Consider the following 25500-nt stretch of genomic DNA (forward strand, 5'->3'; position numbering starts at 1 on the left):
ACACTCTAGCCAGCGCGGGCAAGAGGTCAGGACACGCGGGCGAGGGCGACCGTGATGTTGTCCTTGCCGCCCTGCTCGTTGGCCCAGTCGACCAGGCTCTCGGCCAGATCGCCGGGCTCCGGGGCGGCGGTGGCGCGGTCCAGCAGGAGCCGCCCCATGTCGGCCGGGTCGCTCGCATAGTTCCACAACCCGTCGGAACACAGCAGCAGCCATCCCGGCCGGCGAACGGAGGCCGAGGTGACCGACGGGACGGTGTCGGTCGCCTGGCGGCCCAGCCACTTGGTGATCGCGTGGGCCTGCGCGGACTGCTCCGCTTCGTCGCGGGACATGCCGAGCATGATCCGCGCCTGTGCCATGGAGTCGTCGGTGCTGAGCAACGCCGCGGTGCCGTCGTCGGACACCAGGTAGGCGCGGGAGTCGCCGACGTTCCCGACGGTGACGAGACCGTCCTCGATGACGGCGACGATCAACGTGCAGGCCGCGGGATCCCCGGCTTCGGCGTGGACGGCGTCATTCGCGGCGTCGAAGGCTGCTCCGAGGGCGGCGCCCGGGTCGGTCCCCGCGCGCAGTGAGGCGATGAGCGAATCCACGGCCGTCTGCGCGGCCACGAGGGAGGCCCGGTCCGATCCGGGGGTGGTGCTCACGCCGTCGGCCACGGCGAGCACGGCCGCCTGCGGCGGGGTCTCGCGCACCGCGAGCGACAGCGCGTCCTGGTTCACGTCGTGCCGGCGCCCCGCATCGCTGCACCCCGCGATCCAGTCCGCGGGGACCCGGACGTAGTGCGAGCGTTCAGAGCGCTCGGGCGTGAGCTCCATGCATCCTCCCGGTGACGACTGCCCCCATAGTGTCAGAAGTCGGGGGACGGCAGCGACGGTGAGGCGGCCGTCGGCAGCGTCGCCGCCCACAGATCTCCCAGGCGCTGGACCCGGTCCAGCGCCTGCGTGGGACTGGTGCGCAGCACCGAATCGGGACGCAGCGCGGCCACCTCGTCCCAGGTCAGCGGCGTCGCCACCGACGGCTCATCCAGGCCGCGCACCGAATACGCCGTCACCGTGTTGCGCGCCGCGAGGTTCTGCCCGTAGTCGACGAAGACCAGGTTGGCACGGGCCTCCTTGCTCATCGTCGCGACGTACATCGAGGGGTGGCTGCGGGCCAGGTGTTGGGCGAGGGCGGTGGCGAACGCGTGCACGACGCTCGCGGGGGTGGGCTGGATGGGCACGGTCAGCTGGATGCCCTTGTTGCCCGACGTCTTGGGATGCGCCACGAGGCCCACCTCGGCCAGCACCGTCGCGGCTCTGATCGCGGCCCTGGCGGAGTCGGCGGGCGTGATCCCCGGACCCGGATCCAGGTCCACGATCAACGTGGTGGCGCGGGGCTCGTGCTCGCCGGAGAGCAGCAGCCCGTCGGGAGAGTCGGTGGCGTCGTGGATGAGCCACTGCGGGGTGTGCAGCTCGACCGCGGCGAGGTTCGCGAGCCACACGAGGTCGGCCGTGCGGTGGGCAGTCACGTAGGTGACGGTGCCGGCCGACGTGGCCACGTCCACGGTGTCGACCCAGTCGGGGGCGCCGGGGGGCACGTTCTTCTCGTAGAAGGAGGGGCCGGCCGTGCCGTCCGGGCAGCGGACCCGGGTCACGGCGCGGTCCCGGAGGTGCGGGAGCATCGCGTCGGCGACGCCGACGTAGTAGGAGATGAGTTCCCCCTTGGTGAACCCGGACGGGAAGAGGGGCTTGTCGAGATTGCTCAGGTTGAGCGTCAACCCGTCGATCCGGGTTGCGATCCGTTCACTCATGCGTCCTCCGTGCCTCAGCCTGCCATGGACCGCGCGTGAAAATGTCGGTCCGGGCTGGTTGCATGGGGGCATGAACTTCCGGGTCCTGCCGCCGCGCCGTGCCGTCGCCCCGGTTCTGACCCTCGAACAGCGGGCCGCGCTGGGCGGCGACGGCGTGCGCGTCGTGCTGGGAGGGCCCGGCACGGGCAAGTCCACGGTCGCGGCGGCGGCCGCCGCCGAACGTGTCCGGGGTGGCGCCGAGCTCGAGCGGATCATCGTGGTGTCGCATACTCGGCCGGCCGCTCAGCAGCTGCGCCGGGACATCACCCGCCGCGTCGACAGGGCCCAGACGGGCGCCATGGTCACCACGGTCCACGGGCTGTCGCTCGGCCTGCTGCGCCGCTTCCTGCCTCACGAGGACGAGGGCTGGCGGTTGCTGCGGGCCCCCGAGCAGGAGCAGCGGATCCGCGAGCTCCTGGACGGGCAGCCGGTGGAGGCGTGGCCGGAGGCGGTGCGGCCGGCGCTGCGGACGCGTGCCTTCGCCCGGCAGCTCAGGGAGGTGCTGGCCCGCGTGCGGCAGCTCTCGCTCGACCCGGAGGCCCTGGAGTCCATGGCCCGCGAGGGCGGCGATGAGCTGTTCGCCGCCGTCGCCAGGTTTCTTGAGAGCTACCTGACGGTCGGCGACTTCTCCGGCACGCTGGATTACGCGGAACTGGTGTACCGCACGCGGCTCCTGCTGACGGACTCGGCGGTGACGGACGCCGTGCGGGCCTCATTCGACGCGGTGATCGTCGACGACGCCCACGAGCTCGACCCGGCGCAGGTCGGCCTCGTCACTGACCTCGCCCGTGCGGGCCTCCCCCTCCTGGCGCTGGGGGATCCCCGGCAGCGGATCGGCGGCTACCGCGGCGCCAGCGCCACCGCCCTCACGGACCTGGGCGGGCTGCCGGGCGCGCGCACCCTCGTCCTGGCCGCGGGCCACCGTGCGCGCACGGAGGTCGCGGCGGCCCTTGGCGCGCTGCAACCGCGGATCGGCGGCCCGGTCGATCCGCCACCACCGCTCCCGGCGGGCCCCGGCGGGCGGGTGGCGGCGCGCGTCTTCGACGACGCGACCGCCGAACTGGCCCACGTCGCGGCGGAGATCAGGACGGCGGTGACCGTCGACGGACTGGACTGGAGGGACCTGGTCGTCGTGACGCGTTCCGGCCGCTCGCAGCTCAGCGGCATCGCCGCCGAGCTCATCCGCCAGGGCGTGCCGGTCGAGGTCTCCGGCGACGAGATCGCCGTGGCCGAGCAGCCCGCCGCCGCCACGCTGCTCCTCGCGCTGGACGTGGCCGCGAGGGGAGGGGCGCCGGCGGCCGACGAGGCGCGCCTGCTGCTGTCGTCGCCGCTGGCAGGCCTCGACGGCGTGGCGCAGCGGGCGCTCGGTCGCAGTCTGGTGGCCCGTCACCGCGCCCTCGGCACGTCGGCGGTCCTGACCGCCCGGTGCCTGGCCGACGCCGACCTCCTGACCGGGATCGACACGCCCGAAGCATCGGCGGCGCGCCGGCTGGGCCGACTCCTGGCGGAGGCGGCGTCGCTGCTGGAGGGCGGTGGTGAGGTGCAGGAGGCGCTGTGGCTGCTGTGGGACCGCAGCCCCTGGCCCGCGAGGCTGAGAGAGCGGGCGCTGCGCGGCTCACGGCGGGCGGATGCGGACCTAGACGCTGTGGTGGAGCTGTTCGACCTGGCTGCCCGCAGTGGCGACATGCGCGGGCAGGCCGGCGCCGTCACGTTCATCGCCGAGGTCGCGGGCCAGGAGATTCCCGCCGACACCGGCCGCGAATCCTCGGTGACGGGCCGAGGGGTCCGCGTGGTCACGGCGCACCGCACCCGCGGGTTGCAGTGGGAGCGGGTGTGGATCCTGGGCGTCCAGGAGGGGGCGTGGCCGCGGCTCACCCGCGCCGGCCTGCTGCTGGATCCGGACCGGATCGGTCCGGAGGCTCTGGCGCCGCCCGGGCAGGCGTCCCAGCTGGCGGCGGAACGGCGGTTGTTCCACGTGGCGTGCTCCCGTGCCGTGTCGGAGCTGCGGGTCAGCGCGGTCCAGGGCATCGAGGGGGAGGGCGGGCGACCGTCGCGGTTCCTGGACGAGCTGGGGGTCGCCGTCGAGCGCGTCTACGGCCGGCCCCGGGACCTCTTGTCCACGGCCTCCCTCGTCGGCGACCTCCGGCGCACCCTGGCCGACGAGACGGCCGGCCCGGGCCTGCGTCGCGCCGCGGCGCTCCGCTTGGCGCGCCTCTCCCAGGTGGAGGCGCCCGACGGCGCGCCGGGGTTCCCGGGAGCGGCGCCCGACGGCTGGTGGGGCCTGCATCCGCCGAGCCCCGGCGTCTCGCCGGACGACGGGCCCGTGCGGATCACCGGCTCGTCCCTGGAGATGCTGCTGGAGTGCCCGCGGCGCTGGTTCCTGTCCAGGCGCGCGAAGGCGGACAGCGGCCGGCAGTCCCGCGCCTCCGTCGGCGACGTCGTCCACCTCCTCGCACGGCATGCCGCCGTCGACGGGCTGGACGCGGCCGGGATGCGGGCGAAGCTGGCCGAGGTGTGGACCCGCATCCCCTTCGAGGCCGAGTGGCTGTCCACGTCCGAGCGGTCGGAGATCGAGGCGGCCATCGACCGCTTCGCCCGCTACCACGAGCACAGCCGCGACACCCTGCTGGCGGTCGAACACCCGTTTCGCGTCTCCCTCACGGTCGCCGGCCAGGAGGTGCAGCTCGACGGGACAGTCGACCGGCTGGAACGTCTGCCGGACGGTCGGCTGCGGATTGTCGACCTCAAGACGGGGCGCCGGCTGCTCAAGGAGGCCGACGTCGTCGACCACGCCCAGCTCGGCGTGTACCAGCTGGCGGCCTCACTGGGCGCGTTCGAGGATGTCGCCCCCGGCGCCAGGGCCGTGGCACCGCCCGCGCTGCTGTTCCTGCGCGGTGGCGAGGCCCTGCCGCTCGAGGTGGCCCAGCCGTCCATCGACGACAGCCCGCGGCTGCCAGCCGAGGATCCTGGGGACGGGCCCACCTGGGTGCACGACCGGATCCGCAGCGCCGTGGAGATCGTGCGCGGCGGGCGCTACGACGCCACCGAGTGCGCGAGTTGCCGCTACTGCCCGTTCGCCGCCTCCTGCCCCGCCCTGGGCCGATCCGGAGCCGCTCTATGACCATCCACCGGCTCCGTCCCGCGATGTCGCGTCCCGAGCACGTGGCCGACGCGCTGGCGATCCCGTTCTCCGAGGAGCAGCTGGCGGCCATCACCTCGCCGCTCGAGCCGACGGTGATCATCGCCGGGGCGGGCAGCGGCAAGACCACGGTCATGGCCGCCCGCGTCGTGTGGCTCGTCGGCACCGGGCAGGTTCGCCCCGAGGAGGTGCTCGGGCTCACCTTCACGAGGAAGGCGGCCGCGGAGCTGGCCTCGCGGGTGTCGGTCGCTCTGGACCGTGCGGGTGTGGGCGGCTCCGCGGAGAGCGACGGCGCCGAGCTCATCATGACCTACGACTCGTTCGCCGCCCGACTCGTGGCGGAGTTCGGGCTGCGCATCGGACTGGACAGGGATCCGGTGATGATCACCGGCGCCACCCGGTTCCGGTTGGCCACCCGGGTGGTGGCGGACGCCCCTGGGCCTTTCCACCACATCAGCCGGCTCAGCCACCACAACATCCCCGAGCGCGTACTGGCCCTGGATGCGGAACTCCAGTCGCACCTGGTGGACCCCGCCGACGTCATCGCCGCCTGCGACGCGGCTGACGAGAGATTCCGGGCGGCCCCGCTGTGGCGGGGGAAGGTGATGCGCGACGTGGAACGCGCGCTCGATGCCTCCGCCGAGCGGCGCGAGCTGCTGGATCTGGTGGTCCGATACCAGGACCTGAAGCGCCGGCTGGGCGTCGTCGAGTTCGCCGACCAGCTCCGCGAGGCCGTCCGGCTCGTCACCCAGGTGCCGGACGTGGGCGCCGAGCTGCGCCGCCGGTTCGGCGTCGTGCTCCTGGACGAGTACCAGGACACCTCCGCGGCCCAGGCACGGCTGCTCAGGAGTCTCTTCACCGGCCCGCCGTCCAGCGACGCGATGGGCTTCCCCGTCACCGCGGTGGGCGACCCCTACCAGGCCATCTACGGGTGGCGCGGCGCGGCGTCGGGCAACATCCTCGAGTTCCCGATGTCGTTTCGGAGATCGGACGGCACTCCCGCCGTCCGCCAGACGCTGAGCATCAACCGCCGCAGCGGCCGTCGCATCCTCCAGGTCGGCAACGGCCTGGCCAAGGCGTTGGCCGCGGCCCCGGGCGAGGCGGGAGTCAGTCTCGTGGCCCCGCCGTCGGCGCCGTCGGGGTCGGTGGCGGCGGCCACCTTCGACACCTTCCGCGACGAGGTGGACTGGATCGCCGAGATGGTGGCGGCGCGCCGGGAGACCGGCATCGGGTGGGCCGACCAGGCGATCCTCGTCCGCCGCAACGCACTGTTGGCCCCCATCTTCGAGGCGCTGCGGGATCGCGACATCCCGGTCGAGATCGTCGGGTTGGGAGGGCTGCTGGCACTGCCCGAGATCGCCCCCCTGGTGTCGACGCTCCGAGTCATCGACGATGTCACCGCCAACCCTGACGTTGCCGCTCTTCTCACCGGACCGCGGTGGAACATCGGCCTGGCGGACCTGGAACTGCTGGGGGAGCGGGCGCGGGCCATGGTGTCGCCGTCCCGACGCCCGACGGGCCTGGACGACGCTCTGGTTCATAGCGTGACGGGGGCGGATCCCGGCGAGATGGTGTGCCTCCTCGACGCCGTCGCGGACCCGGGCGACGCACCACTCAGCCCCGCGGCGCGGGAGCGCCTGGCGCGGTTCCACGCAGAGATCACCGGGTTGCGCCGGCACTCCTCGGAGCCGGTGGGGGACCTGGTCACCCGCGTCATCGACGTGCTCGGCCTGGAGTCGGAGCTCCTGGCCGCCGGCGCCGACACCTCCCAGATCGCGCGGTTCGCCGCCGAGGTGTCGAGCTACACGGACGTCGACGGTGACGGCAGCCTGAGCGGGCTGCTCGCCTATCTCGACGCCGAAGAGGAACACGGGGAAGGGCTGCAGCAGGCCGTGCCCTCCGAGGCGGACTCGGTCAAGCTCCTGACGGTGCACCGGGCCAAGGGCCTCGAGTGGGACACCGTCTACCTGCCCGGACTCGTCGACAAGGTGTTCCCGTCGGAGCCGCGGTCGGGCATCTGGCCGCAGCGTGCTGAGGTCCTGCCGGCGCCCCTGCGGGGCGACGCCGACGCGGTGCCGCAGCTGCGGGATCACACCAAGGACGGGCTCGCGGCCCTGCGGGACGCCGTCCGGATCGAGCACCGTCTCTCCGAGGACCGTCTCGCCTACGTCGCCGCGACGCGGGCCAAGCAGCTGCTGGTGGCCACCGCGCATGTCTGGACGCCGGGCAACGTCCGGCCGCGGGGGGAGTCACCGTACTTCGCCGTCATCCGGGAGCTGGCCGAGGCCGAGGGCTGCTACCTCGACGGGGCCACGCGGGACGCGGCGACCAACCCCGTGCCCGCCGAGCCCCTCCGCGCCGGCTGGCCCGTCCAACTCGACCTGGAGCAGGTCTCGGCCCGGCGCGCCGCCGCGGAGCTCGTGCGGGAGGCGGGCCGGCTCCTGGCCGTCCGGGAGGAGGAGCAGGCGGCCTGGGTGTGGGAATCGGGGACCCTCACCCCCGATGACGAGGCCCGCATCGCCCATTGGGACGCGGCGGCGAGCCACCTCACCGATCTGGTCCGGCGCCGCCACCTCACCGAGGTCACACTCCCCGAGGGGTTGTCGGCCACGGCGATCATGGGGCTGCGCGCCGATCCCGAGGCCTTCGCCGCATCGCTGGTGCGTCGGATGCCGCGCAGACCCTCCCCGGTGGCCCGCACCGGTTCCCGGTTCCACGCCTGGCTGCAGCAGCGCTTCGAGCTGCCCGCCATGCTCGAGGAGTTCGACGGGAGTGCGGACTGGGACGACGCTGACGAGCTGGGGGCGCTCACCGCCGCCTTCGAGGCCGGTCAGTTCGCGGCGTTGGCTCCTCTGGGTGTCGAGGTGCCCTTCCTCATGGCGCGTGCGGGGCACGTCCTGCGTGGCCGCATCGACGCCGTGTACCGCTGGGAGTCGGAGGGGCTCGAGTATCTCGTGGTGGACTGGAAGACGTCGGACCGCGCCGCCGACCCCCTCCAGCTGGCCGTGTACCGACAGGCGTGGGCCGAGGCGCGCGGCGTCGACCCGTCGGTCGTGGGCGCGGCGTTCTACCATGTGCCCACGGACCGGCTCCGGTTCGTCGACGCTCCGTCCTCGCTCATCGATGAGGCTCTGTCCTCAGGGAGGAACCCGTCATGAATCAGTGGACGACACCGTCCGGACTCGACCGGTCCGCCGCACGCCGGGCCCCGGAGCAGCTCCGGGCGGCGTGGTCCCAGGCGGTCGTGATCGAGGTCGACGGCGCCGGCAACCTCTCCGCCGACGCCGGAGCACCGCGCCCGCTCGCGGCGCCGGGCGAGCTGCGCGACGAGGACATCCTGCTGGGGTGGTATCAGGGCCGCCCGTGGCTGGCGCGCCGCGTCGCTGCCCTCGACGGGCCGACCATCGGATGGCGGGATCTCGACCCCACCATGGCCGATCCCCTCGCGGCGGCCGTGGCTCTCGCGCGGTGGCACGCCACGTCGCCCACCTGCGAAGCCTGCGGGACCCGAACCGTCCCGGACCTGCTGGGGGCGCGGCGGTCCTGCCCGGAGTGCGGGGCGTTGGCCTTCCCAAGAATCGATCCGTGCGTCATCGTCGCCATCACCGACCCGGCCGACCGGATCCTGCTGGCGCGGCAGGGACAGTGGGCCGCCCGACGGGTCTCGGTCGTGGCGGGGTTCGTGGAGGCCGGCGAGTCCGCCGAGCAGGCGTGTCACCGCGAGGCCGCCGAGGAGGTCGGCGTCCGGCTGACCGGAGTGTCCTACGTGGCCAGCCAGCCCTGGCCGATGCCGAGGTCGCTCATGCTGGGGTTCGAGGCGCGCGCCGAAGACGGCCGGATAGACGTCGACGGCGACGAGATCGCGGAGGGTGCGTACTACACCCGCGCGGATCTCGCCGCCGCCGTCGACTCCGGAGCCCTCATCCTGCCCGGTCAGGCGTCGATCGCGCGACACCTGATCGAGCGGTGGCTCAGCGCTGGTTGAGCCGGCTCGTCTCGTCGTGGATGTGGCTGGCCACCTCGGTCAGCTTCTCGCGGTGCTGCGCGGCGTGGTGGGCGCAGAACATCAGTTCGCCGCCCGACCGCAGAAAGACGCGGAGATAGGCCTGAGCACCGCAGCGGTCGCAACGGTCGATGGCGGTCAGCGTAGGGTCCATGGCAATCTCGGTCATCGCGGTCCTCCCACCGTGTGATCTGATCAACGTGATCGGAAAGTTCAACGTACCGGACGGCGCAAATGTTCCCGGCGTACCCGCCCGCGTTTCGTGCGACGGCGGCCGCGTCGGCGCCCGGTAGCCTAGGCCGGTGCAGACCCCGAAGAGCAAGCAGCCCCACTCGCGCGACTACGAGGCGAAGAACCTCCTGGTGCTCGAGGGGTTGGAGGCGGTGCGTAAGCGCCCCGCGATGTACATCGGCTCGACCGACACCCGCGGGCTCATGCACTGCCTCTGGGAGATCATCGACAACGCGGTCGACGAGGCGCTCGCCGGCTTCGGCGATCGCATCGAGGTGGTCCTGGACGGCGACGGCTCCGTCTTCGTCGCCGATCACGCCCGCGGCATCCCGGTCGACACCGAGCCCCGCACCGGCCTCAGTGGCGTCGAGGTGGTGTTCACCAAGCTGCACGCCGGCGGCAAGTTCGGCAACTCGTCGTACAACGCCACGGGTGGTCTGCACGGCGTGGGCGCCTCGGTCGTCAACGCCCTGAGCACGCGGCTCGACGTCGAGGTGGACCGCGGGGGAGCGACGTGGTCGATGAGCTTCCGCCGCGGCGTTCCGGGCGTCTTCGACGGCGACGGGCCGGACGCGGCCTTCACCCCGCAGAGCGGGCTGCGCAAGACGGGGCGCGTGGCCAAGGGCGTCACCGGCACCCGGGTCCGCTACTGGCCCGACCGGCAGATCTTCCTGGCCGATGCCGAACTGTCGCTGAGCCACCTGCACGACCGGGCGCGCCAGACGTCGTTCCTTGTGCCCGGACTCGCCCTCGATGTGGCCGACCGGCGCGGCGACGAGCCGTCGCGGGAGACGTTCGTCCACGTCGGCGGCATCACCGAGTTCGCCGACTTCCTCGCCCACGATGCCCCTCTCACCGACGTGATCCGGCTCCAGGGACACGACGCCTTCGTCGAGACGGTCCCGATGCTGGACGATTCGGGGGCCATGACGCCTACCGACGTCGAGCGGGATCTCGACGTCGACATCGCCGTGCGCTGGGGCACCGGATACGACACGACCGTCAAGTCGTTCGTGAACATCATCGCCACTCCGAAGGGCGGCACGCATGTCGCGGGCTTCGAGCGCGGCCTCACGCGCGCCTTCGTCAAGTCGCTCGACGGGACGCGGCTCCTCAAGGCCGGCGAGGAGATCATCAAGGACGACTGCATGGAAGGCCTCACCGCCGTCGTGACGGTGCGCCTGGCCGAGCCGCAGTTCGAGGGCCAGACGAAGGAGGTCCTCGGCACTCCGCCGGTCCAGAAGCTGGTGACCGGCATCGTCGAGCGCGAGTTGGCGGAGTTCCTCACGAGCACCAAGGCCGCGGTCCGCCCCGTCGCCAGGACCCTCATGGAGAAGGTGGTCAACGCCTCGCGGACCCGTGTCCAGGCTCGGGCGCACAAGGAGAACCAGCGCCGCAAGAACGCGCTGGCGTCGTCGGCGCTGCCCCCGAAGCTCAAGGACTGCCGGTCCACCGCCGTGGACGGCACCGAACTGTTCATCGTCGAGGGCGACTCGGCTCTGGGCACCGCCAACGTCGCGCGGAACTCGGAGTTCCAGGCGCTGCTGCCGATCCGCGGCAAGATCCTCAACGTCCAGAAGGCGTCCGTGGGGGACATGCTCAAGAACGCTGAGTGCGCCTCCATCATCCAGGTCGTGGGCGCCGGCTCGGGGCGGACGTTCGATCTCGACGCCGTGCGCTACGGAAAGATCATCTTCATGGCCGACGCCGACGCCGACGGCGCGCACATCCGGACGCTGCTGGCCACGCTGTTCTTCCGGTACATGCGCCCCCTGGTGGAGGCGGGGCGCATCTACTCGGCCGTCCCGCCCCTGCATCGGTTCGAGCTCATCAACCCCAAGCGGGGCTACGAGAAGTACATCTACACCTACTCGGACGCGGAGTACCAGCGCAAGGCCGCCGAGCTCACCAAGCGCGGACAGGCGTTCAAGGATCCGCAGCGCTACAAGGGCCTCGGCGAGATGGACGCCGATCAGCTGGCCGACACCACCATGAACCCGCGGCACCGCACCCTGCGGCGGCTGACGGTGGATGACGCCGCCGCCGCGGAGCGGGTGTTCGAGATGTTGATGGGCAACGACGTCGGCCCCCGCAAGGAGTTCATCGTCGAGGGGGCCTACGCCCTTGAGGCCGACCGGATCGACGCTTAGCCCTCGACCAGCACCACCGAGAGGTGACGAGGGCCGTGGACGCCCTCGACCCGGCTCAGCTCGATGTCGCTGGTGGCCGAGCCCCCGCTCAGCCAGGTGACCGGCCGGCGTTCCCGGAGAGCGGGCGCCAGGCGGGCCATGCCCTCCGGCACGTCGCTGACCACCTGGTCGGCCCGCACCACGCAGATGTGCCGGTCCGGCAGCAGGCTCAGGGCGCGACGTCCCTGCCCGGCGGAATGGTCGAGCGCGATCGTGCCCGAGTCGGCCATGGCCACGGCCGAGGTCGTCACGACCGCGTCGATGGTGTTGAGCTGGGCGTGACTGAGCGGGGGCTCGTCGCGGTAGACCTGGATGCCGGACGCGCCGATGGCCGCCGTCCACTCTCCGGGCAGCCCTCCCGGCACCACCACGCTGGTGGCCCCGAGGCGTTGCAGGGCCTGGACGATCGTGGTGCCGATACCGGACTCGGCACACCGATCGACCGTCGCCTTGTAGTCCTCGACCTTCTCGACGAAGTCGGCGAGGACGTCAACCGTGTCCAGTGGGCGTCCGTACACCCACTCGACCGGTACATCCACCTCGGGGCGGTCTTCGGTGACGTCAGCGGTGGCACGCCGGACGCGGCGCAGCACCTCCTCGCGTGCGTTCACTGCTGGTCTCCTTCGTGGTTGTCCTTCCACCACTGACGGAAGGTCTGGGCGGGTGGGGCCTCGACGTCGCGGGCCTGGAGCCAGCGCGACGCGATGGGGATCGGCAGGGGGCCGAGCCACTTGCCGCGTAGGACCTTGCCGGCCAGCTGGCTGGCCTGCTGGGCGGTCTCGAGGTGCGAGCCGTCGGCCATCAACCATCCCGCGCCCTTCATGAGGGCCTGTTCGCCGGTGGGGTGCTTGGCGGTCTTGTACTCCACGGCCTTGTGCCGCAGGTGCACCAGGATGTCGGTGAAGGGAATCCGCACCGGACACACCTCGTTGCAGGCGCCGCACAGCGTGGAGGCGAAGGGCAGTGCCCGGTCGTTCGGGTTGTCCATGCCCCGCAGCTGCGGGCCGAGGATCGCGCCGATCGGACCCGGGTAGGGGGAGCCGTAGGCGTGGCCGCCGACCCGCTCGTACACCGGGCAGATGTTGAGGCAGGCGGAGCACCGGATGCAGCGCAGGGCGGCGCGGCCGTGGGGGTCGGCCAAGGCATTGGTGCGGCCGTTGTCCAGGAGGACGACGTGCAGGTCCTGGGGGCCGTCGCCAGGGGTGACTCCGGTCCAGAAGGACGTGTACGGGTTCATCCGCTCGCCGGTCGACGACCGTGGCAGCAGCTTGAGGAAGACCTCGAGGTCCTGCAGCGTCGGCACGATCTTCTCGATGCCGACGATGGACACCATGGTCTCGGGCAGCGTCAGACACATGCGGCCGTTGCCCTCCGACTCGACGACGACGAGCGTGCCGGTCTCCGCGACGATGAAGTTTCCGCCGGAGACCCCCATCTTGGCCCGGAGGAACTTCTCGCGCAGGTGCGTGCGTGCCGCGTCGGTCAGCTCGGCGGGGTTGTCGGAGATGCCCTCCGGCGCGGGGGTGCCGTAGCGGCCCATCTCGGTGGTGAAGATCTCCCGGACCTCGGACCGGTTGCGGTGGATCGCGGGGACGAGGATGTGGCTGGGGAGGTCGTGGCCCAGCTGGACGATGAGCTCGGCCAGGTCCGTCTCCCAGGCCGCGATGCCGTTGGCCTCCAGGTGCTCGTTGAGGTCGATCTCCTGGGTGACCATGGACTTGATCTTGACGACCTCGTCGACGCCCTTGGCCTGGGCGATCTCGGTGACGATCCGGTTGGCGTCGGCCGCGTCGCGTGCCCAGTGCACCGTGATGCCGGCTGCGGTCATCGCTGCCTCCGCCTGGAGCAGGTAGTGCTCGAGGTGACGGGCGACGCGGTCTTTGATCTGTGCCCCGGCGGTCCGCAGTTCTTCCCAGTCGGGAACCTCGGCCGCCCGCGCGACGCGCTTGGCGCGGATGGTCCCGGTCGCGTGGCGCAGGTTCTTGCGCTGTTCGGCGTTCTCGAGCGCGGACTTGGCCGCCTTCGGGAAGGGAGGGATCCCCAGCCAGGAGCCGGGTTCCGGGGTTCGTCGCTCGGTCATCGCTGGTCCTCCTCGGTGCTGGCCAGGATCTCGGCCAGATGGATGGTCTTGATTCCTGCCCGCTGCCGGTGCAGGACGCCGCCGATGTTCATGAGGCAGGCGTGGTCGCCGGCCACGAGGAACTCGGCGTCGGTGGACCGCACGTGCCGCGCCTTGTCCGACGCCATCGCGACGGACACCTCGGAGTTCTTGACGGAGAAGGTGCCGCCGAATCCGCAGCACTGCTCGGCCTTCGGCAGGTCGACGAGGTCGATGCCCCGGACGGCCCGCAGCAGCTGCAGGGGCCGGTCGCCGACCTTCGCGATGCGCATCGAGTGGCAGGTGGGGTGGTAGGTCACGCGGTGCGGGAAGTAGGCGCCCACGTCGGTGACTCCCAGCACGTCGACGATGAACTCCGTCAGCTCGTACGTGCGGGACGCCACGGCGCCCGCGGCGGTCGCGAGCCCTTCGTCGCCCGCGTCCTTGGCGAGCATGACGTGCTGCTCGCGCACCGAGCCGACGCAGGACCCGGACGGGCCGACGATGTAGTCGTACTCGCCGAAGGTGTCCGCGTAGTTCCGCACGGCCGGGAGGGCTTCCTTGTAGTAGCCCGTGTTGGTCATGATCTGGCCGCAGCAGGTCTGCTTCATGGGGAACGACACGCGACAGCCGAGCCGCTCGAGCAGCTTGACGGTGGCGATGGGGACCGACGGCTTCATGGTGTCGGCGATGCAGGTCGCGAACAGGGCGACGTGCGGGGCGGCGGAACGGGCCGGGCGGGCGTCCGTGCCGGGAGCTTCGGTGGTCATGGATGTCTCCTCTGAAATGGTCACGGGATGGCCGGGGTCCGCGCCGGGTGACGACCCGGACCCCGGGGCGGGGTCAGGGCAGCATCCAGCTGAGGATGGGCGTGGACTGGAGGCCGATGAGGAGGCACAGCGCCGCCAGCATGCCGAGGCTCCACCACACGACCTTCCGCAGCAGCGCCGACTCCTGGCCGACGATCCCGACCGCCGAGCACGCGATAGCGAGGTTCTGCGGGGAGATCATCTTGCCGACGACACCACCGGAGGTGTTGGCGGCGACGAGCAGCGTCTGATCCAGGCCGGCGGCGGCGCCCGCGGTCTGCTGCAGCTTGGCGAACAGCGCGTTGGCCGACGTGTCGGATCCGGTGATGGCGGTGCCGATCCAGCCCAGGGTGGGGGAGAGGAAGGCGAACGCCGCGCCGGTGCCGGCGATCCACGTGCCCACGGCGATGGTCTGGCCGGAGAGGTTGAGCACGTAGGCGAGGGCGAGGACGGACCCGACCGTGAGGATCGACCAGCGCATCTTGACGACCGTGTTGCGCAGTTCGCCCCACGTGTCGCGGGCGGAGACGCGGTAGATCAGCGCCACGAGGATCGCCGTGATGGCGAGCAGCGTGCCGGGATTGGACAGCCAGTTGAAGTTGAACATGGTGCTGGACACCGGCTCGCCCGCGCTGTTGAGCACGTTGCCGTAGAGGCCCGGCCAGCCGAACTTGACGTCGGTGGACGTGAGAGCCTTCGTCACCGGCGGAACGAGCTTGGCGACCGAGAAGATGATGATGACCAGGACGTAGGGCAGCAGCGCCATCGCGATGTGCCGCGGCGTGAGGGGCCCGCGGTCGCGGGAGTGCTCGTCGTGCGCGCCCGTGATGTCCGCGGCGCCGGAGGCGGCCACCTCGGCCCGCATGCGCTCGAGCGCGGCGTGGCCGCCCTTCGGCTGCCAGACCTTGAGCACCAACACGCCGACGCCCAGGCCGACCAGGGAGGCGATGACGTCGGTCAGCTCGACGGAGATGTAGGTCGCCGAGATCCACTGCGTGACGGCGAAGCCGGCGCCGATGGCCATGGCCACGGGCCAGACCTCCTTGAGGCCGCGGATGCCGTCGGCGAGGAGCAGGAGCAGGAAGGGCACGAAGAACGCGAGGATGGGCGTCTGGTGGCCGACGTACGCGCCGATCTCGCGGTAGTCGATGCCGGTGAGGTTGCCGGCGGTGATGATCGGGATGGCGACGGCGCCGAAGGCGACGGGGGCGGTGTTGGCGAGCAGCACCACCATGGCGGCGCGGAAGGCGGGGAACCCGATGGCCATGAGCATGACGCCGGTGATCGCGACCGGGGCACCGAAGCCGGCGAGCGCCTCGAGCAGTCCGCCGAAGCAGAATGCGATGAGGATCGCCTGCACGCGCGGGTCGTCGGAGATCAGGTTGAACGTGTCACGCAGGTCGTTGAACCGGCCGCTGACGACGGTGATCTGGTAGAACCAGATGGCCGCGATGACGATCCAGATGATGGGGAAGAGCCCGAAGAAGAAGCCCTCCACGCCCGAGTTCACGGCCAGGCCGAACGGCATGCGGAACGCGACGACCGCGATGACGATGGCCACGGCGGTGGAGAAGAGCCCGGCCCAGTGGGCCTTCCAGCGCAGCACCGCGAGCGTCACCATCATCGTGACGATCGGGATCAGGCCGACGAGGGCCGAGAGCCATTGGGCTCCCAGTGGATTGATGTCGGGGGTGAATACCTCGAGAGGGGTCATGAGAACTCCGGTGTTCTATGTGACGGACGGGGGCGGCCCTGGCCAGACCATTGCCATTGGTCCGACCATGTTATGACCGGACATAGCGCAGCCGCAACCGTTGGTCGGACCGAAATCCCGGGTCGCACGTTCGTGCAGAGGCCGCACGCGGGGCGTGCATCGGGCATGATGGACGGGTGGTAAGACCAACCGACGGCGAGCGCCCCGACTCAGGGGGCTTCGAGACGGCGCTGACATTCATCTCGGAGGAGATCCTGGCCGGGCGCTACGTCTCCGGCAGTCGTCTGCCCGCCGAGCGTGCCCTCGCCGCTGACCTGGGAGTCAGCCGCGGCGCCGTCCGCGAGGCCATCAAGGTCCTGCAGGCGCAGGGCATCGTGAGTGCGAGTGTCGGAGCCGGTCACGGGACCCGGATCACGACGACTCAGGGGTCGGCGTTCGGCCGGATGCTGCGGCTCCACCTCGCGCTGCAGTCGACGTCCTACGACGACCTGACCGAGACGCGGGTCGTGTTGGAGCGGGCGGCGGCGCAGGCCGCGGCCGGTCACGCCGATGCCGACGGCCTGGCGGGGCTGGCCGACCTCGCGGAACAGATGGCGGAGGTGCATGACACCGCCCAGTTCAACGACCTCGACACCGCATTCCACGTGGCCATCGCCGCCATGGCCGACAACCAACTCATCCGCGATCTCACCATCGCCATCCGGCAGGCCGTCGCAGGGCGCATTCTCGAGGCTGAGGAACGCCTGGAGGACTGGGGCTCGTTGCGGCTGAGGCTCGTCGCCGAGCACGACGGGATCCGGCAGGCGCTGGGGTCCGGAGACGGTGCGGCCGCCGCGGATCTCGTCGAGACACACATCCGCAGCGCGCACCGCGCGCTGTTGCCCGCAGACGTCAGATGAGCTGCGTGAGGCGGCCGGAGTCCACGTCGTACATGAAGCCGCCCACCTCGGCATACCCCTTGACGAGGGGATGGCTCGCCACCATGTCCACGTCGGCCCGGAGCCGTTCCAGCTGATCCGGGTGCGCGCCGAACGAGATCCACGAGGTGTCGTGGCCCGTCCGCTCGGCGATGGTGCGCCGGATGTCCGCGTCGGTTCCGGCGGCCATGGCGCACCGGGTGTGGGGAACGATCATGATGCGCGTGACATTGAGCAGCTGGGCGCTGAGGACGCAGCCCGTCAGCACCGACGTCGTGACTCTGCCACCGGGGGACCGGAGAATCTTCGCGTCACCGAGCTTGAGGCCGATCATGCCCAGCGGCTCGATGCGCGAGTCCATGCAGGTGACCATGGCCACCCCGGCCTTGGCGATGCCGTCGAAGCCGCCGTCAGTGAACGAGTCGGCGTAACGCGCGTTGTTGGCGAGTAGGTCCTCAAAGCTCATGGTGGTCTCCTTCCGTCGGCGATGCTACCGGTCCGGCGCCGGTCCGGGTCCCGCGTCCGGCGACGGCGGTGACCGGCTGCGCGAGCGGCAGCCCCGAGCCGTCCCGGCGGCCCGGGGTCGAGGGCAGATCCACCGGGGAGCCGCTCGCCGCCGAGGCGACCATGGGGCGCGGCCCGATCGCGGCGATCAGCAGCGTGTCCTCGCCCTTGAGGAAGCGGTGGGCGCGGACGCCTCCCGTGGCGCGTCCCTTGGCTGGGTACTCGCTGAGCGGCGTCACCTTGGCCGCGCCGGTCTCCGTGCCCGGCAGGGAGGTGGAGGATCCGGCGACCGTCACGACGTCGTCGGTGTCCACCCGCACCGCCCCGAACCACACCGCCCGGGCGTCCGCGGCCAGCTTGATGCCGGCCATGCCGGCACCGGAGCGACCCTGCGGCCGCACGGATGAGGCGGGGAAGTGCAGCAGCTGCGCGTCCGAGCTGACGAATGCCAGGTGTGAGTGCGGGTCGTCGAGCTGGACGGCGCCGACGACCTCGTCGCCGTCGCGCAGCGCGATGACGTCCCACGAGTCCTTGCTCAACACCTCCGGGTTGACCCGCTTGACGACGCCCATGGCCGTGCCGAGCGCCAGGCCGGGTTCGTCCGGTCCCAGCGTGGTCAGGCCCAGCGGGCTCTCACCCTGCTCGAGTGGCCACATCTCGTGGGCGAGGCTGCCGCCCTGGAGGCCGGGCGCCGACGCGGTGAGGGGGACCGTGGGCAGTTCGATGGCCCGGCAGCGCAGCAGCCTGCCCCGGTTGGTGATCACGCCGAACTCGCTGTGGGCCGTGGTGGCGAGACGGGCGACGATGACGTCATGGGCCGAGCGGCCCTCCACCGGCAGCTCGTGGCGGGCGTCCGTCCGGGCGACGAGCCCGGTGCCGCTCAGGAGGACCCAGCACGGGTCGTCGGCAAGCTCGAGCGGTGCGGCCGCCGTCGCGGCGACGCCGCTCGACGCGAGCAGAACCGTCCGGCGCGGGGTGCCGAACTGCTTGGCCACCGCGCTCAGCTCATCACCCACCACGCGCCGCAGCACCTGGTCGTCGTCGATGATCTCGCGCAGGCCGGCGATCGTGTCGATCAGCTGGGCGGCCTCCTTCTCCAATTCGATCGTCGAGAAGCGGGTGAGGCGGCGCAGCTGCATGTCCAGGATGTAGGTGGCCTGGGTCTCGGTCAGGTCGAAGGCCCCGATGAGCCGGCCGCGAGCCTCCGCGGCGTCGTCGGACGAGCGGATGATCGCGATGACATCGTCGATGTCCGCGATCGCGATGATGAGGCCACGGACGAGGTGCAGCCGGTCCTCCGCCTTGCCCAGCTGGAACCGGGTGCGGCGCAGGATGACGTCGAGGCGATGCTCCAGATAGACCTCGAGCATGTCCTTGAGGCTGAGGGTCCGCGGCTGTCCCTCCACCAGCGCGACCGCGTTGATGGCGAACGTGTCCTCGAGCTTGGTGACCTTGAACAGCTGCTGCAGCAGCGCATCGGGGTTGATGCCGTTCTTGACCTCGATCACCAGGCGGGTGCCGTTCGCGAGGTCGGTGAGATCCTTGACGTCCGCGATGCCGACGAGCTTCTTGTCGTCGACGCCCTTCTTGATCTGCTCGATGATCTTCTCGGGGCCGACCATGTAGGGCAGCTCGGTCACCACGATGCCCATGCGGCGGGGCGAAACCTTCTCGATGCGCGTCGTCGCCCGCAGCTTCAGGGTTCCCCGGCCGGTGGCGTAGGCGTCCCGGAGGCCGTCAAGGCCCACGATCTTCCCGCCCGTCGGGAAGTCCGGGCCGGGGATGTGCCGCATCAACTCGTCCAGGCCGATGTCGGGGTTGCGCAGGAGCTGGCGCAGCGCGGCCACGACCTCGATGAGATTGTGGGGGGCGATGTTGGTGGCCATGCCGACGGCGATGCCGGTGGCGCCGTTGACCAGCAGGTTCGGGAAGGCGGCCGGCAGGACGCTCGGCTCGGACTCCTTGCCGTCGTAGTTGGGCTTGAAGTCGACGGTGTCCTCGTCGAGGCCTCGTGTCATGGCGAGCGCGGGCGGCGCCATCCGGCACTCCGTGTAGCGCATGGCGGCGGGACCGGCGTCGAGGGAGCCGAAGTTGCCGTGGCCGTCCACCAGCGGCAGGCGCATGGCCCAGGGCTGGGCGATGCGTACCAACGCATCGTAGATGGCGCCGTCTCCGTGCGGGTGCAGCTGGCCCATCACCTGGCCCACGACGCGGGCGCACTTGACGTGGCCGCGGTCCGGGCGGATGCCCATGTCGTCCATCGAATACAGGATGCGGCGCTGCACCGGCTTGAGTCCGTCGCGGGCGTCGGGGAGTGCACGCGAGTAGATGACCGAGTAGGCGTACTCGAGGAAGCTGGTCTCCATTTCCTCGGTGACGTCGACGTCGAGGATGTGCTCCTCTTCCGTCACCTCGTCATCGATGGTGGGCTTCGCCATCGGGGCGCCTCCTCAGGGCCGGGGTTACAGCAACTGGGCGAGCTTATCGCCCAACGCGTCGCCGTCCGGCGCACGCACCTCCGGCGCCGTGTCGGGTTCCCAGCGTTCCTCCTGTCCGGGGACTTCCATCGGCAGGCCGTGGGCCAGCGTGTGTTCTCCGGGAGTGAGCTGCCGGATGGCGCGGGCCCGGACGTGTTCCGGCTGCAGCGTGGCGAACTCGGCGTAGAGCTCGGGGTCATGCTGGCCGTCGTCGCCGACCAGCAGCCAGCGGACGTTCGGGAGGTCGCGGGCGAGTTCCCGGAGGCAGCGGCGCTTGTGGTCCTGCCCGCTGCGGAACCAGCCCGTGTTGGTGGGGCCCCAGTCCGTGAGCAGCATCGCCCCCTGGGGGATGCCGTGGCGCGCGGTGAACCGCTGGATCATCGGGTAGGTGTTCCAGGCGCCCGTGGAGATGAAGATGATGGGGGCGCCGGGATGCTCGGCCAGCAGTCGCTGGTAGAGCCGCGCCATGCCCGGCACCGCCTGGCGGGCCTGCTCCTTGACCACGAAGGAGTTCCACGCGGCGACCATGGGCCGGGGCAGCCAGGTCGACAGGATCGTGTCGTCGATGTCGCTGACGATCCCGAACTCCTCCGCGTCGTCGATGACCTGGACGCTCGCCAGCGCCGAGGACCCCGCCGACCCCTCCAGCAGGACCGAATGCCAGCCCGGGGGCAGGCCGGGGTTGCGGACCCGCACGTCGACGTAGCCGCTGCGGTCGGCGTGCACGGGGATACGGGTCTCGCCGATGACGACGGTCACCTGGGCCCCCACCTGCGCGGCGTTGATGAAGTTGCGCCAGCCGCGGCGGTACAGCAGCGCCGAGGCTGCCTGGACGATGCCGAGATCCGCCGACGGGCGCAGCACGACGCGGGCCAGGATGCGCAGTTGCTCGCCGGTTCCGTACCCGGTGAAGGGCAGGATCTTCTCCTGCCAGCCGCGGCGCCGGAGCGCGCGACTGAGCAGGGCGTTGAGCCGATCCTCGATCCTGGCTGCGATGAAGGGGCGGGAAGCCATGGCCACAACGGTAGTGCAACGTGCCAGAATGGGCGGGTGCCAGAATCCGTCGACATCATGAACTCGCTGCCGCCGGCGCTGCTGGCCGAGATCGCGGAATGCGGGTTCTATCCGAGTCTCGTCGCGGAGACGGTGGCCCTCGGACTGGGGGACCGTGAGGTGCTCGACCATCTGGTCCAGCACGAGGCGACCTTCGCCGGACACGAACTCCACCGCCACCTCACGGTGCTGATCCGCACGGCCCGCCAGCTCCTCATCTGCCACATCGACGAGGGCGAGGGCGGTCGTGCCGACGCCGTCGCCACCACCGAGATCGTCGCCCTGCGCGCCATCGACTCCGTGGTGCTGACGCGGTCGCTGGCGCAGCCGGAGCGCCGTGAGGGCCTCACGGAGGCCTGGCTGAGCATCGTGTGGGGCGCGGCGCGGCGCATCGATCTCGGTCCGGCCGGATGCGAGGACCCGGCCTGCGAGGCCGACCACGGCTACACGGGAGTGCTCCAGCCGGACGACATCACGGTCCGGATGAGCCCGCAGGCCGACGGTGACAACGCGCGGAGGCTGGTTGCGTTCGCCACCCGGCTGCAGGCCGAGATCGGCTGAGGCCGTGGAGTTCCTCGCCCCCCGCTACGAGGACCTGGCCCTGGTCAACGTCCTGCCCAGCGTCACGGCCCGGCTCGACGGCGGCGATCCCGTCATCGCGATCCCGCGCGCGTCGCAATACGTGGTGCTCCTGGTCGACGGACTGGGGTGGCATCAGCTGGTCGAGTACGCCGACCACGCCGAGACCATGGCCGGCCTGCTCCGCACCGCGCCCCGCATCACCTGCTCGGTCCCGTCGACGACGGCGACCTCCCTGACCTCGCTGGGCTGCGGCGTCCCGACGGGCGAGCACGGCGTCACCGGCTACACCTTCTACGAGCCGTCGGTGGAGCGGGTCATCAACGCCCTGACCTGGGAGGGCGGGCCCGACGACGTCGCGGGGTTCGCCCAGACGCCGACGCTCTTCCAGCGGCTCGCCTCCGGCGGCCGACCCTCCGGCGCCGTGACGCTCGGCCGCTTCGCCGATAGCGCCTTGACCCGGCTGGCGTTCACGGGAACGACGCTGTTCCCCGTCGCCGCGGAGGGGGACCCCGAGGGGTTCACCGAGCTCGTGGCCGATGCGCTGCGGGCGGCGGACGTCGTGTACTGCTACGAGCGGATGCTGGACCACATCGGGCACGGGACCGGCGTCGGATCCTGGCAGTGGCTGGAGCAGCTCGCCACCGTCGACGACCTGGTCGCCCGGCTCATCGAGACGCTTCCGCCGGACGTCGCTCTCCTCGTGACCGGTGACCACGGCATGATCAACGTGCCGGAGTCGTCGCGGGTCGTCGCGGAGGACGAGCCGCGCCTGGCGGGCTACACCCATCTGGGTGGCGAGCCGCGCTTCCGCCACATCCACGGGGAGGACCCCCGGGCGCTGGCGTGGGCCTGGGAGAGCGTGCTGGGGGAGCGCGCGCACGTCCTGCGCCGGGAGGAGGCGATCGAGGCGGGATGGTTCGGGCCCCGGGTCTCGGCGATGAGCGCGGCGCGGATCGGCGACGTCGTCGCGGCCATGACGGGCGATTTCGCCGTCATGAGCCGCCAGACCCCGGGCGAGTTCTCGCTGGTCGGCATGCACGGCTCCCTGACGGCGGCCGAGATGGAGGTCCCGCTGCTCCTGCACGGCGGTACACGGTGAGCCTGCGGATCGCCATCGTCATCGACGACTTCTACCCGGCATCCGGGGGCATCGGCCGGTCCGTCCAGACGCAGCTGGAGGAGCTCACGGCGTTGGGCCACGAGGTGACGCTCATCGCGCCAGACCGCCACCTGCAGAAGCCGCGGCTGGGCCGGATCATCGAGTGCCCCACCCTCTATGTCGAGGGCCTGCCCGCCCACCTCAGCATCCTGCACTGGTCTGACCGGCGCGCCCGGCTCATCAGCGACGTCGGTCGCTTCGACGTCATCCACACGCAGACCGAGCGCGGCGCCCTGGTGCTCGGGGCCAAGCTCGCCCGGCTCCAGGGCGTGCCCCATCTCCATACGTTCCACGCCAACATCGCGGGCACGCACCAGAGCGTACGAGGGGCCGCCTTCGGGACCCTCGGCTACGAGCTGCTCATCCTCCCGGTGCTGCGCCGGGCCTGCGGATCGGTGCCTCCCGCGTCGCGGCTGCCGTCGGCCCGGCACGAGACCGGCGGCCTTGCGGCGAGGTTCGACTGGCACGCGTTCGCCACCATCGCTCAGCTGGTGGACGGCTACACGGTGCCTTCGCCGTTCATGCGGGATCTCATCGAGGAGTCGGCCCGGGGGGAGGTGCACGGGTATGTGGTGCCCACCGGCTACAACCGCAGCCTCAAGGCGGCGATCGACCGCGCGCCGCGGGAGCGCTCCGACGCGGCCGTCCGCTTCCTCTCTGTCGGGCGGCTCGCCAAGGAGAAGCGCCTGGACGTCCTCATCAAGGCGTTCCGGCGGGCCGATCCGGCCAACGCCGAGCTCGTGCTGGTGGGCGACGGGGACCAGAGGGACCGGCTGCGCTCCTTGGCCGACGGGGATCCGCGTATCGACTTCCGGTGGCACCTGGTCTCCATCGAGGCGCTGGCGTACGAGTTCCGCAACGCCGATGTGTTGGCGCTCAGCTCCTACCGCTTCGACTCCCAGGCGCTGGTGGTCGCCGAGGCCGCGGCGGCGGGGCTGCCCGTCCTGTACTGTGACGACCGCCTCACCGTCGGGCTGTCGGAGGCGAGCGCCCTGCTCACCGGCCCGGACGTGTCCTCCATGGCGGCGGGGATCCGGGACCTGGCCGGCGACCCCGCGCGGCGGGCGCGCATGTCGGCCGCGACGGCGGGCGTCCTCCCGGAGCTGAGCCCGGAGCGGACGGCCGAAGGATATGTCGCGGCCTACCGCGACCTCATCGATCGAAAGGCGGCGCGTGGCTGAGCTCGTGTTCCACACCGGACCCATGGACTGTGGCAAGTCGACGCTGGCGCTCCAGCTGGACTACACGCAGTCGACCCACGGGCGGCGCGGCCGGGTGTTCACCTCCCAGGACCGCGCCGGCGAGGGCGTCATCGCCTCGCGGCTGGGGCTGACGGCGGCCGCCATCGAGGTCGACGAGGCGTTCGACTTCTGGCGCTACGTCATCGCGGAGCTGACCGGCGGCCACCGCGTGGACTACATCGTGTGTGACGAGGCCCAGTTCTACACGCCCGAGCACATCGACCAGCTGGCGCGCATCGTCGACGAACTCCAGCTGGACGTCTACGCGTTCGGCATCCTGTCGGACTTCAGGACGCGGCTGTTCCCAGGCTCCCAGCGGCTCATCGAGCTCGCGGACCGCGTGGAGACGCTGCCGATCGGACCGCTGTGCTGGTGCGGATCCCGAGGGACGCACAACGCCCGCACCGTCGACGGTCTGATGGTGACCGAGGGGTCGCAGGTCGTCGTGGGGGACACCACCGACGGGGGCGAGGTGCGTTACGAGGTGCTTTGCCGGGCCCATCATCGGCGCCGGATGACCGCGACGCGCGCCAAGGCGACGCTGTCGCCCGACCCGCTGCCGTTCGACCCCGACGACTTCTGAGCGTCTCAGCTCAGGTGGTGGGGCCGCCGAACATGATCTCGTCCCACGTGGGGACCTTGGCGCGCCGGCGGCGGGGGCGCGGCTTCTTCGGGGCCTCCGCGCCGTCGACGAGGGGCTCCTGCGCCGGCTCGTCCGGCGCCTCCTGGGCCTCGACTGCGGCCTCTGCGTCCGCGTCGATCTCTGACGTGACGTCGGGCTCCTCGCCCTCGTCGCGCGGGAGGGTGGCGTCGAGCTCCTCGTCCGCGGCCTCCGGGCCGGTCGGCGAGGGGTCGAGGATGCCGGTGTAGATGCGCACCGAGTCCTCGCTGATGCCGCTGAGCATGTCGTAGAGCCGGTCGAGCTGTGAGGTGTCCTCGTTACCGTCGTGCATGAGGGCCGAGGCCGGCACGTCGTCGCCCGGCACGGCCGGCCCAGGCTGCGTCACGGCCCGCACCAAGGCCATCTCGTCGGTGAAGTCGACGGTGTTCTCCTCCTCGGAGGGGGCGTCGGCCGGCGACTCCTCACCGATCATCCACCTGGCATCGGAGTTGTGGGCCACGGAGAACCGCGCCTTGGGATCGAACACGAACTCGGCCTCGCGGGCCTCGGCGTCCGCGCCCAACCTTCCGACGACCCGCCACTTCAGATCCGGCTGACGCCAGGCGTCCCACGCGATGGTGTCGGGGTCGACGCCGCGGGCCCGCAGCCGTGCCGCGATGAGATCGCCGAGCCGACGGTGGGTACCGGACTCGCCCCGGCGCCGGATGGTCGCGGTCTGCGCGGCCTGTGCGATATGGCCCCGCTCGGCGAGGACCGGCCCGGCGAACGCCTCCACCCGGTCCAGCTCCATACCCGTCTCGTCGACGACCTCGGCCACGGAGGCGCCCGAGCGGATCCGCTGCTGGATCTCGCGGGGGGTCAGAGCATTCACTGTCGATTCCTCGTTCACGTCGGTGTTTTCCTGTCCAACTTACCAGCGAGTGCCCGCCGTCCG

Annotated in this window: 20 protein-coding genes; 9 read left to right on the top strand and 11 right to left on the bottom strand. The window is 71.4% G+C overall.

Annotated features, from left to right (window positions below; genetic code table 11):
* Window positions 1–26 precede the first annotated feature (26 nt).
* Both ACFQPD_RS00205 and ligD read right to left on the bottom strand, forming a co-directional pair.
* On the bottom strand, window positions 27–815 hold the full coding sequence (locus tag ACFQPD_RS00205) for a PP2C family protein-serine/threonine phosphatase (protein ID WP_385897217.1): 789 nt from the start codon (window positions 813–815) through the stop codon (window positions 27–29).
* A gap of 32 nt (window positions 816–847) precedes the next feature.
* Window positions 848–1789: a non-homologous end-joining DNA ligase gene (ligD, locus tag ACFQPD_RS00210; protein WP_353082905.1), complete on the bottom strand. Its 942-nt coding sequence runs from the start codon at window positions 1787–1789 to the stop codon at window positions 848–850.
* Window positions 1790–1859: 70 nt separating this feature from the next.
* Here ligD and ACFQPD_RS00215 point away from each other — a divergent pair, with 70 nt between their 5' ends.
* Genes ACFQPD_RS00215 through nudC form a run of 3 tightly spaced genes read left to right on the top strand, consistent with a single transcriptional unit; the run spans window position 1860 to window position 8952 of the window.
* Window positions 1860–4949 (top strand): PD-(D/E)XK nuclease family protein, encoded by a 3090-nt coding sequence (locus ACFQPD_RS00215; RefSeq protein WP_385897218.1) that lies wholly within the window; start codon window positions 1860–1862, stop codon window positions 4947–4949.
* Entirely contained in the window at window positions 4946–8125 is a 3180-nt protein-coding gene (locus ACFQPD_RS00220) for an ATP-dependent DNA helicase (RefSeq protein ID WP_385897219.1), read from the top strand. Before ACFQPD_RS00215 ends, ACFQPD_RS00220 begins: the two co-directional genes overlap by 4 nt.
* Complete coding sequence (gene nudC / locus ACFQPD_RS00225; protein WP_385897221.1) at window positions 8122–8952, top strand: NAD(+) diphosphatase; 831 nt, start codon at window positions 8122–8124, stop codon at window positions 8950–8952. The genes ACFQPD_RS00220 and nudC overlap by 4 nt, the downstream gene beginning before the upstream one ends.
* Here the strand turns inward: nudC and ACFQPD_RS00230 are convergent.
* Complete coding sequence (locus tag ACFQPD_RS00230; protein WP_385897224.1) at window positions 8939–9139, bottom strand: hypothetical protein; 201 nt, start codon at window positions 9137–9139, stop codon at window positions 8939–8941. The two genes, nudC and ACFQPD_RS00230, sit on opposite strands and share 14 nt — an antisense overlap.
* A 133-nt stretch (window positions 9140–9272) precedes the next feature.
* Between ACFQPD_RS00230 and ACFQPD_RS00235 the strand changes: the two genes are divergently transcribed.
* The gene (locus ACFQPD_RS00235) at window positions 9273–11351 is read left to right on the top strand and encodes a type IIA DNA topoisomerase subunit B (protein ID WP_385897225.1); all 2079 of its coding nucleotides are present in this window, start codon (window positions 9273–9275) and stop codon (window positions 11349–11351) included.
* Here the strand turns inward: ACFQPD_RS00235 and ACFQPD_RS00240 are convergent.
* The 4 genes from ACFQPD_RS00240 to ACFQPD_RS00255 all read right to left on the bottom strand — a co-directional run bounded on the left by ACFQPD_RS00240 (window position 11348) and on the right by ACFQPD_RS00255 (window position 16011).
* The gene (locus tag ACFQPD_RS00240) at window positions 11348–12001 is read right to left on the bottom strand and encodes a lactate utilization protein C (protein ID WP_385897228.1); all 654 of its coding nucleotides are present in this window, start codon (window positions 11999–12001) and stop codon (window positions 11348–11350) included. The genes ACFQPD_RS00235 and ACFQPD_RS00240 overlap by 4 nt on opposite strands.
* Window positions 11998–13470, bottom strand: coding sequence for a LutB/LldF family L-lactate oxidation iron-sulfur protein (locus ACFQPD_RS00245; RefSeq protein WP_385897230.1), 1473 nt, complete (start codon window positions 13468–13470; stop codon window positions 11998–12000). Before ACFQPD_RS00245 ends, ACFQPD_RS00240 begins: the two co-directional genes overlap by 4 nt.
* A complete protein-coding gene (locus tag ACFQPD_RS00250; protein ID WP_385897233.1) occupies window positions 13467–14258 on the bottom strand; it encodes a (Fe-S)-binding protein in 792 nt (263 codons plus the stop codon). The genes ACFQPD_RS00245 and ACFQPD_RS00250 overlap by 4 nt, the downstream gene beginning before the upstream one ends.
* 73 nt (window positions 14259–14331) lie before the next feature.
* A complete protein-coding gene (locus tag ACFQPD_RS00255; protein ID WP_068752050.1) occupies window positions 14332–16011 on the bottom strand; it encodes an L-lactate permease in 1680 nt (559 codons plus the stop codon).
* 176 nt (window positions 16012–16187) lie between these two features.
* On the opposite strand from ACFQPD_RS00255, the gene ACFQPD_RS00260 reads away from it, so the two are divergent.
* Window positions 16188–16910, top strand: coding sequence for a FadR/GntR family transcriptional regulator (locus tag ACFQPD_RS00260; RefSeq protein WP_385897236.1), 723 nt, complete (start codon window positions 16188–16190; stop codon window positions 16908–16910).
* Here ACFQPD_RS00260 and ACFQPD_RS00265 read toward each other — a convergent pair.
* From ACFQPD_RS00265 to ACFQPD_RS00275, 3 genes are read right to left on the bottom strand one after another with little or no spacing between them, the layout of a single operon-like run.
* Entirely contained in the window at window positions 16903–17394 is a 492-nt protein-coding gene (locus ACFQPD_RS00265) for a carbonic anhydrase (RefSeq protein WP_068752049.1), read from the bottom strand. The genes ACFQPD_RS00260 and ACFQPD_RS00265 overlap by 8 nt on opposite strands.
* Window positions 17384–19870, bottom strand: a complete 2487-nt coding sequence (locus ACFQPD_RS00270; protein ID WP_385897239.1) for a DNA topoisomerase (ATP-hydrolyzing) subunit A — start codon at window positions 19868–19870, stop codon at window positions 17384–17386. The genes ACFQPD_RS00265 and ACFQPD_RS00270 overlap by 11 nt, the downstream gene beginning before the upstream one ends.
* 24 nt (window positions 19871–19894) lie before the next feature.
* The gene (locus ACFQPD_RS00275; RefSeq protein ID WP_385897242.1) at window positions 19895–20923 is read right to left on the bottom strand and encodes an App1 family protein; all 1029 of its coding nucleotides are present in this window, start codon (window positions 20921–20923) and stop codon (window positions 19895–19897) included.
* A gap of 36 nt (window positions 20924–20959) precedes the next feature.
* Here ACFQPD_RS00275 and ACFQPD_RS00280 point away from each other — a divergent pair, with 36 nt between their 5' ends.
* The 4 genes from ACFQPD_RS00280 to ACFQPD_RS00295 are packed head-to-tail and all read left to right on the top strand — an operon-like array spanning window position 20960 to window position 24527.
* The gene (locus ACFQPD_RS00280) at window positions 20960–21523 is read left to right on the top strand and encodes a DUF5998 family protein (RefSeq protein ID WP_228383405.1); all 564 of its coding nucleotides are present in this window, start codon (window positions 20960–20962) and stop codon (window positions 21521–21523) included.
* Window positions 21524–21527: 4 nt separating this feature from the next.
* Entirely contained in the window at window positions 21528–22643 is a 1116-nt protein-coding gene (locus ACFQPD_RS00285) for an alkaline phosphatase family protein (RefSeq protein WP_385897245.1), read from the top strand.
* Window positions 22640–23884, top strand: coding sequence for a glycosyltransferase (locus tag ACFQPD_RS00290; RefSeq protein WP_385897247.1), 1245 nt, complete (start codon window positions 22640–22642; stop codon window positions 23882–23884). The genes ACFQPD_RS00285 and ACFQPD_RS00290 overlap by 4 nt, the downstream gene beginning before the upstream one ends.
* Window positions 23877–24527 (top strand): thymidine kinase, encoded by a 651-nt coding sequence (locus ACFQPD_RS00295; RefSeq protein ID WP_385897250.1) that lies wholly within the window; start codon window positions 23877–23879, stop codon window positions 24525–24527. The genes ACFQPD_RS00290 and ACFQPD_RS00295 overlap by 8 nt, the downstream gene beginning before the upstream one ends.
* 10 nt (window positions 24528–24537) lie before the next feature.
* Here ACFQPD_RS00295 and sepH read toward each other — a convergent pair whose 3' ends face one another.
* The gene (gene sepH, locus ACFQPD_RS00300; RefSeq protein ID WP_385897252.1) at window positions 24538–25455 is read right to left on the bottom strand and encodes a septation protein SepH; all 918 of its coding nucleotides are present in this window, start codon (window positions 25453–25455) and stop codon (window positions 24538–24540) included.
* Window positions 25456–25500 lie beyond the last annotated feature (45 nt).

Origin of the sequence: Tessaracoccus sp. O5.2 (assembly GCF_964266725.1) — a bacterium.
GTDB lineage: Bacteria > Actinomycetota > Actinomycetes > Propionibacteriales > Propionibacteriaceae > Arachnia > Arachnia lapidicapta.